Origin of the sequence: Limnohabitans sp. Rim8 (genome assembly GCF_943326455.1) — a bacterium.
In the GTDB taxonomy this organism is placed as follows: Bacteria; Pseudomonadota; Gammaproteobacteria; order Burkholderiales; family Burkholderiaceae_C; genus Limnohabitans_A.
In genome coordinates this window covers 21,776-29,790 of sequence record NZ_CALPTI020000029.1, presented here as the reverse complement: position 1 = coordinate 29,790, position 8,015 = coordinate 21,776, and the positions used below count along the sequence as shown (strand labels likewise).

Below are 8,015 nucleotides of genomic sequence, written 5' to 3'. Positions count from 1 at the left end.
TCGTTTCAAGATGAGATCTGCCGGGGCCTTGAGCCCCCTAAAGAGTCGTTCAAGACCAGGACGTTGATAGGTCGGGTGTGGAAGCGCAGTAATGCGTTAAGCTAACCGATACTAATTGCTCGTGCGGCTTGACCCTATAACTTTGATCACACGCCGTAGGGTGTGCATTGGTCAAGGAAGTTATGCCAAGTTGACGCATTCAAAAAGGCACAATGCCGGGTCAATAGCCCGGATAAAAGGCCAAAATCTGATTCGAAGCTCTATGAATTCGTTGTCTTGATTTGATCAAGATGACAACAAGTTATGCCTGATGACCATAGCAAGTTGGTCCCACTCCTTCCCATCTCGAACAGGACCGTGAAACGACTTAGCGCCGATGATAGTGCGGATTCCCGTGTGAAAGTAGGACATCGTCAGGCTTCTAACAGCCCAAAACGCCTCACCATTCGGTGGGGCGTTTTGCTTTGTGCAAAGCATTGATCATCCGCACAATTCTCCCCTCAGTTTCTTCTCTACGGGTTACCCCCCGATTGACCAAAGCTTCGATTCGCTAAATACTTCAAGTCTAAAATATCTAGGCCTCAATTAATGGCTTGTTTGCCGTGGAGCAGAGAGAACGACTATGAAAATCGTGTGCATTGGCGGTGGTCCCTCGGGCCTGTATTTCGCGTTGCTGATGAAAAAACTCGGCCCCCACCACGACATCACCGTGGTGGAACGCAATAAGCCTTACGACACCTTTGGTTGGGGTGTGGTTTTCTCGGACCAAACCTTGGCCAATATGTGGCAATGGGACAGTGAAACCGCAGGCGAGATTGAGCAGGCTTTTAATCATTGGGACGACATTGAACTGCACATCAAAGACCAGGTGATACGCTCAGGGGGACATGGTTTTGTAGGCATTGGACGCAAGAAGCTACTCAACATATTGCAGGTTCGCTGCGAACAGGTCGGTGTCAAGCTCATGTTTGAGCAAGATGTGAATTCAGATCTGGACTTTCCAGATGCGGACCTCATCATTGCCAGTGATGGCGTCAATTCCCGTGTGCGAAGTCGCACACCTGAGATTTTTAAACCCGACATCGTCACCCGACCAAACCGATTCATTTGGCTTGGCACCAACAGACAGTACGACGCCTTCACATTTTTGTTCGAGAAGACCGAACACGGCTGGTTTCAGGCCCACGTCTACAAATTTGACAACCAAACATCGACCTTCATCGTCGAGTGTCCTGAACACGTTTGGCTGGCGCACGGTCTGGACAAAGCCGACCAAGACACGTCAATAGTCTTCTGCGAAAAACTCTTTGCCAAGAATCTCCAGGGTGAAAAGTTGATGACCAACGCCCGCCATCTGCGAGGCTCTGCATGGCTGAACTTCCAGCGCATCAAGTGCAGCAACTGGTCCCACTTCAACGGCAACAGCCATGTGGTGCTGATGGGTGACGCGGTGCACACCGCCCACTTTGCAATTGGTTCGGGCACAAAACTGGCGCTCGAGGATGCCATCGAGTTGGTGCGCCAGTTCAAGTCACTGGGCGACACCGCAGACAGGATTCCCGAGGTGCTCAAGCAATACCAAGCCGTGCGTGAGATCGATGTCATCCGACTGCAAAACGCTGCTTGGAATGCGATGGAGTGGTTTGAGGTGTGCGGAGAGCGTTACTGCGACCAACTCGAACCCGAGCAGTTCATGTACTCCATGCTCACACGCAGCCAGCGAATCAGCCATGAAAATTTACGCTTGAGAGACAAGACCTGGCTGGAAGGCTATGAGGCCTGGTTTGCGAGTCGCACGGCCAGGCCGGGAATTCGTCCCCCCATGTTCACTCCATACACCTTGCGCTCGGTCACGCTCAAGAACCGCGTGGTGGTCTCGCCCATGGCGCAATACATGGCAGAGGACGGCCGCGTGGGCGACGACCACCTCGTGCACCTGGGTGCACGCGCCATGGGCGGCGCCGGGCTGGTCATGGTTGAGATGACCGCGCCAAGTGCTGAAGGCCGCATCACTCATGGATGCCCAGGACTGTGGAACGATGCACAGACTGAAGATTTCAAACGCATCACCGACTGGGTGCATGCCAAGTCTGATGCCAAGATCGGCCTTCAGATCGGTCACGCCGGGCCCAAAGGCTCGACCTGCCGACCTTGGCAAGGCGCTGGCATGGACCAGCCTGTGCCCGCTGACGACAAAGAAGGCAACTGGCCGTTGATCGCCGCTTCGCCCATTCCCTATTTGCCGCATGGTGAGGTGCCCCGCGCCATGAACCGCGCCGACATGGACCGCGTCACGGCCGACTTTGTGACGTCCACGCAGCGCGCCGCGAAAGCTGGTTTCGACTGGCTCGAACTGCACTGCGCCCATGGCTATTTGCTGTCGAGCTTCATCAGCCCGCTCACCAACCAGCGCAGCGATGAGTTTGGTGGTTCGCTCGCCAATCGCCTGCGTTACCCCCTCGAGGTATTTGCAGCTGTGCGTGCTGCTTGGCCCAAGGACTTGCCGATGTCGGTACGCATCTCGGCGCACGACTGGGTCGAAGGCGGCATCACGCCGTCCGACGCGGTTTGGATCGCCCGTGCCTTCAAGGCCGCAGGTGCCGACATGATCGACTGCTCTTCAGGCCAAGTCAGTGCCCAGCAAAAGCCCACCTACGGCCGCATGTACCAGACCCCGTTTGCCGACCGCATCCGTCAGGAAGCGGGCATCGCCACCATCGCGGTCGGAGCCATCTCTGAAGCCGATCACGTCAACAGCATCTTGGCCGCAGGCCGCGCCGACCTGTGTGCCGTGGCCCGCCCGCACCTGGCCAACCCGGCTTGGACGCTCACCGAAGCCGCGCGCATCGGCTTCAAAGACATCGCTTGGCCGCGTGCCTACGAGTCGGGTAAGCCTCAGCTCGAAGCCGGGTTTGCCCGTGAGCGTGCCATGCAAAGTGCAAGCAAGGGGGATTGAGGTGGCCCAAGAACTGCAAGAGCGACACGCCCTCATCACCGGCGCGGGTGCAGGTATCGGTGCGGCCATAGCGCTGCAACTGGCTCAAGCGGGTTGCCGCCTCACGCTGTGTGGCCGCTCACAAGACAAACTGCAAGCCCAAGCCGAAGCCTTGCGTGCGCAAGCGCCCGACCTGGCGGTGCTGATCGCGCCCATGGATGTGGCCGATGCACACGCCGTGCAAATGGCGGTGCAGCAAGCACAGGCCCGTTTGGGTCCTGTCAACATCCTCGTCAACAACGCAGGCCAAGCCATCAGCCAGCCCTTTGCCAAGACCGATGCTGCGCTGTGGCAGCAGATGCTCAACGTCAACCTCACGGGCACCTACCACTGCATTCAGGCGGTGTTGCCGGGCATGCTCGAAGCGGCCAAAGCAGGCACGCCAGGGCGCATCGTCAACATCGCCAGCACCGCAGGGCTCAAGGGCTATGCCTATGTCAGCGCGTATGTGGCGGCCAAGCACGGTGTGGTCGGACTGACCAAAGCTCTGGCCCTCGAATTGGCTCGCAAGGGCGTGACCGTGAACGCCATTTGCCCCGGCTACACCGAGACCGACATCGTGCGCGAAGCTGTGCAAAACATTGTTGGTAAAACCGGCAAGAGCGAAGCCGAAGCGCGCCAGGCCTTGGCCTCAGGCAACCCGCAGCAGCGTCTGGTACTGCCGCAAGAAGTCGCGCAAAGCGTGTTGTGGCTGTGCGCAGCAGGCAGCGAAGCCATCAACGGCCAAGCCATTGCGATTGACGGTGGAGAGTTGGCAGGATGAACAGCATGTCAGACTTGGAAGTGCGCGCCCATGCCGACCACCACGCCTCGCTGCGCCTGTGGCTGCGTCTGCTGTCTTGCACCACCCGCATCGAAGACACCATCCGCCAACGCTTGCGCGAGCAGTTTGGCATCACGCTGCCGCGTTTTGACCTGATGGCGCAACTGGAGCGGGAGCCGCAAGGCTTGTCGATGAGCGAGCTGTCGCGCCGCATGATGGTCACAGGCGGTAACGTCACCAGCATCGTCGACCAGCTGGAAAAAGAACAACTGGTGCAGCGTCAGACGCAAGTCGGCGACCGCCGTTCTTTCACCGTCAGTTTGACCAGCGCCGGGCGCGAAGCTTTTGCCGCCATGGCCATGGCCCACGAAAGCTGGGTGGTTGAACTGCTCTCGCCGCTGGAAGAGCCAGAACAAACACAGCTGCACCAACTGCTGGGCACCTTGAAGTCCGGCACACGCACCCATCAAAAGGAGAAGACATGACCCAACGCTACCTGCCCGGTCAGGCGCATCAGCTGCCCCGCCACAACCAACCTTTGGCGGGCTATCAGCCTGAACATTTTTTGCTGGACGTCAAAGACGGTGTGGCCACGGTGAGCCTGAACCGTCCCGAGCGCAAGAACCCGCTGTCGTTTGACTCGTATGCTGAGCTGCGTGACTTCTTCCGCGCGCTGGTCTACGCACCCGATATTCACGCCGTGGTCATCACCGGGGCCGGGGGCAACTTCTGTTCTGGTGGCGATGTGCACGAAATCATCGGCCCGCTCACCAAGCTCGACATGCCCGGCCTGCTGGCCTTCACCCGCATGACGGGCGACTTGGTCAAGGCCATGCGTGCCTGCCCGCAACCCATCATTGCCGCCATTGACGGTGTGTGTGCCGGGGCGGGTGCCATTTTGGCCATGGCGTCAGACCTGCGCTATGGCACCGAGCGCAGCAAAACCTATTTCCTTTTCAACAAGGTCGGCTTGGCCGGTTGTGACATGGGTGCGTGCGCATTGCTGCCACGCATCATTGGTCAGGGCCGTGCGAGCGAGCTGCTGTTCACTGGGCGCGGCCTGGGCGCACTGGAAGCCGAGCGCTGGGGTTTTTACAATCGCGTGTGCGGCGCAGAAGAAGTGCTGATCGAGGCGCAAGCCATGGCCGCCCAGCTGGTAGCGGGCCCCACCTTTGCCAACGGCATGACCAAAAAGATGCTGCAGCAGGAATGGAACATGGGCGTGGACGAAGCCATCGAGGCCGAAGCCCAAGCGCAAGCCATCTGCATGGCCACCAACGATTTCCACCGGGCCTACCATGCCTTTGTGGCCAAGCAAACGCCCGTGTTTGAAGGGGACTGAGCCATGTCCGAACACCCAGCCACTCATCCGCCAGAACTCGACTGGCCTTTCTTTGACAACAGCCACCGCGACTTCAAAGTCCGGCTGGATGCCTGGTGCAACGAGCATTTGGCTCACGCACACCACGACGAAAGCCGCGATGCGGTGGACGCCGAATGCATCCGCTTGGTGCGCCTGCTGGGCAGCGGCGGCTGGCTCAAGCACGCGGTGTCTGGCACGGCCTACGGTGCCGCATCGGATGTGATCGACACGCGCCAGCTGTGCCTGCTGCGCGAAACGCTGGCCTTTCACAACGGCTTGTCTGACTTCGCGTTTGCCATGCAGGGCCTAGGCACAGGGGCCATCAGCCTCTTGGGCACAGCCGATCAAAAGCAACGCTACCTGCCGCGTGTGGCTTCGGGGCAAGCCCTGTCTGCCTTTGCCTTGAGTGAACCCGATGCGGGCTCTGACGTGGCCGCCATGCAATGCAGCGCCACCGCCACGGCAGACGGCTATGTACTGAACGGCCGCAAGACTTGGATCAGCAACGGCGGCATTGCCGACTTTTATGTGGTGTTCGCACGCACGGGCGAAGCGCCGGGCGCACGCGGCATCTCAGCTTTCATTGTCGATGCCGATACACCCGGCCTCTCCATTGAAGAGCGCATCGATGTGGTCGCGCCCCACCCGCTGGCCACGCTCAAGTTTGACAACTGCAAGGTCGCTGCCAACCAGCGCATTGGCGAAGCGGGCCAAGGCTTCAAGGTCGCTATGGCCACGCTCGATGTGTTCCGCACCTCGGTGGCCGCAGCCGCTTTGGGCTTTGGGCGACGTGCCCTGCATGAGTCCATCAGCTGGGCGCGTTCACGCAAGATGTTTGGCCAAAGCTTGGGCGACTTTCAGATCACCCAAACCAAGATCGCGCAAATGGCCACGATGCTCGACGCGGCCACGCTCTTAACGTATCGCGCCGCTTGGCTGCGCGACCAGGGCGGACGCATCACCCGCGAAGCGGCCATGGCCAAGATGACCGCGACCGAAAACGCCCAGCAGATCATCGACATGGCGGTGCAGATGCACGGCGGCATGGGCGTCAAAAAAGGCGTGATGGTGGAGTCCCTGTACCGCGAGATTCGGGCGCTGCGCATTTACGAAGGGGCCACCGAAGTGCAGCAGCTGATCATTGGCAAGGATGTGTTGAAAGGCTGATATGAGCGACTGGAACAACCTGCTGCCCAGCAGCCACACCGATACCTTTGCGCGCGACCGCCTGCCCCCGCAGGGCCAATGGCCTGTGTTCCTGGCTGACTTGCCCGAGTTGAACTATCCAGACCCACTGAACTGCGCCGTTGAACTGGTGGACCGGCATGTGCGCGAGGGACGAGGCGATCGCATCGCGCTGCATGGCGTGAGCGACTTCAATCAGGGTGGTGGCGACTTCAGCTGGACCTATGCGCAGTTGCAAGACAAGAGCCACCGCATTGCGCTGGTATTGACGCAGAACATGGGTCTGGTACCCGGCAACCGCGTTTTGCTGCGTGGCGGCAACAGCCCCATGATGGCGGCTTGCTTGCTGGGCGCGCTCAAGGCGGGCCTGGTGGTGGTGCCCACCATGCCGCTGCTGCGTGCGGGCGAGTTGGCACAGATCATTGACAAAGCCCAAGTTAGCGCCGCGCTTTGCGACAGCTTGTTGGTTGAGGATTTACAGCATTGCATGACGCCTGGCCATGCCAGCCACTCTGCCAGTCTGAAACAGCTGGTGCAGTTCCGCAGCGATGCCCTTGACGGCCTGGAGCAGCGCATGGCTCGGCAAAACGGCGCGTACACCCCGCATCACACCAGCCGCGACGACGTGTGTCTGATCGCCTTTACCAGCGGCACCACGGGCAAGCCCAAAGGCACCATGCACTTCCACCGCGATGTGTTGGCCATGTGCGATTTGTTCCCGCGCCACATCTTGCAGATGAATGAGAGCGACGTGGTCTGCGGTACGCCGCCCATCGCCTTCACCTTCGGCTTGGGCGGTCTGCTGGCCTTTCCGCTGCGCCATGGCGCGAGCACCGTGCTGCTGGAAAAACAAACGCCCGAGACGCTGCTGCAGACCGTCGCGAAATACAAAGCCACCCAGTGCTACACCGCACCCACCATGTACCGTCAGATGGCAGCGCTGGCTGGCCAGCACGATCTGAGCAGCTTGAAGCACCCCGTCTCGGCAGGCGAGGCCTTGCCCGATGCGACCCGCCAATTGTGGAAGCAGGCCACGGGCATCGAGATGACCGACGGCATTGGCGGCACCGAAGTGATCCACATCTATATCTCGAGTGCGGGCGCGCAAGTGCGCCCCGGCAGCATCGGCCAGGTGGTGCCCGGCTATGTGGCGCAAATCGTGGGCGACGACATGCAGCCTGTGCAGCCCGGCACCGTGGGACGCCTGGCTGTGCGCGGCCCCACAGGCTGCAAATACCTGGCCGACCCGCGTCAGCAAGACTATGTGAAAGACGGCTGGAACCTGCCCGGCGACACCTTCGTCATGGACTTGGATGGGTACTTCAGCTACCAGGCCCGCAACGACGACATGATCATCTCGGCCGGCTACAACATCGCAGGCCCCGAGGTGGAAGGCGCTTTGCTGCAACACCCGGCCGTGGCCGAATGCGGCGTGGTCGGCATGCCCGACGAAGACCGCGGCCAGATCGTGCAGGCTTATGTGGTGCTCAAGCCCGGTCACGCGGGGGATGCGGCCATGGAAAAAGCCTTGCAAGAGCACGTCAAGCAAACCATCGCCCCGTTCAAGTACCCGCGCAAGGTGGTCTTTTTGGACGCCTTGCCCCGCACCGAAACCGGCAAACTGCAGCGATTCAAGCTGCGTCAAATTTCAGTCAACAAATAACTTTGCGGGACAGATCTTTAGCTCTGTCCCCAACTGATAAAGGATA

Annotated in this window: 6 protein-coding genes and 2 rRNA genes; all 8 read left to right on the top strand. The window is 60.0% G+C overall.

What is annotated here, in order from left to right:
- Positions 1-136: ribosomal RNA gene (locus Q1M54_RS14995) — 23S ribosomal RNA — on the top strand; the annotation flags it as partial.
- Positions 137-306: 170 nt separating this feature from the next.
- Positions 307-419 (top strand): 5S ribosomal RNA (rrf, locus tag Q1M54_RS14990).
- Positions 420-622: 203 nt separating this feature from the next.
- Positions 623-2,956: a bifunctional salicylyl-CoA 5-hydroxylase/oxidoreductase gene (locus Q1M54_RS14985; RefSeq protein ID WP_300558831.1), complete on the top strand. Its 2,334-nt coding sequence runs from the start codon at positions 623-625 to the stop codon at positions 2,954-2,956.
- A gap of 1 nt (position 2,957) precedes the next feature.
- Complete coding sequence (locus tag Q1M54_RS14980; RefSeq protein WP_300558827.1) at positions 2,958-3,758, top strand: SDR family oxidoreductase; 801 nt, start codon at positions 2,958-2,960, stop codon at positions 3,756-3,758.
- Positions 3,755-4,243 (top strand): MarR family transcriptional regulator, encoded by a 489-nt coding sequence (locus Q1M54_RS14975; protein WP_300558826.1) that lies wholly within the window; start codon positions 3,755-3,757, stop codon positions 4,241-4,243. Before Q1M54_RS14980 ends, Q1M54_RS14975 begins: the two co-directional genes overlap by 4 nt.
- Positions 4,240-5,100, top strand: a complete 861-nt coding sequence (locus Q1M54_RS14970) for an enoyl-CoA hydratase family protein (protein WP_300558825.1) — start codon at positions 4,240-4,242, stop codon at positions 5,098-5,100. Before Q1M54_RS14975 ends, Q1M54_RS14970 begins: the two co-directional genes overlap by 4 nt.
- Positions 5,101-5,103: 3 nt before the next feature.
- Positions 5,104-6,288 (top strand): acyl-CoA dehydrogenase family protein, encoded by a 1,185-nt coding sequence (locus tag Q1M54_RS14965; RefSeq protein ID WP_300558824.1) that lies wholly within the window; start codon positions 5,104-5,106, stop codon positions 6,286-6,288.
- Between the two features lie 19 nt (positions 6,289-6,307).
- Positions 6,308-7,969, top strand: coding sequence for an AMP-binding protein (locus tag Q1M54_RS14960; RefSeq protein ID WP_300558837.1), 1,662 nt, complete (start codon positions 6,308-6,310; stop codon positions 7,967-7,969).
- The last annotated feature ends 46 nt before the right edge of the window (positions 7,970-8,015 follow it).

Coding starts and splice junctions, on each gene's coding strand:
- Q1M54_RS14965 (WP_300558824.1), top strand. CDS start 5,104: ATGTCCGAACACCCAGCCACTCATCCGCCAGAACTCGACTGGCCTTTC.
- Q1M54_RS14985 (WP_300558831.1), top strand. CDS start 623: ATGAAAATCGTGTGCATTGGCGGTGGTCCCTCGGGCCTGTATTTCGCG.
- Q1M54_RS14970 (WP_300558825.1), top strand. CDS start 4,240: ATGACCCAACGCTACCTGCCCGGTCAGGCGCATCAGCTGCCCCGCCAC.
- Q1M54_RS14975 (WP_300558826.1), top strand. CDS start 3,755: ATGAACAGCATGTCAGACTTGGAAGTGCGCGCCCATGCCGACCACCAC.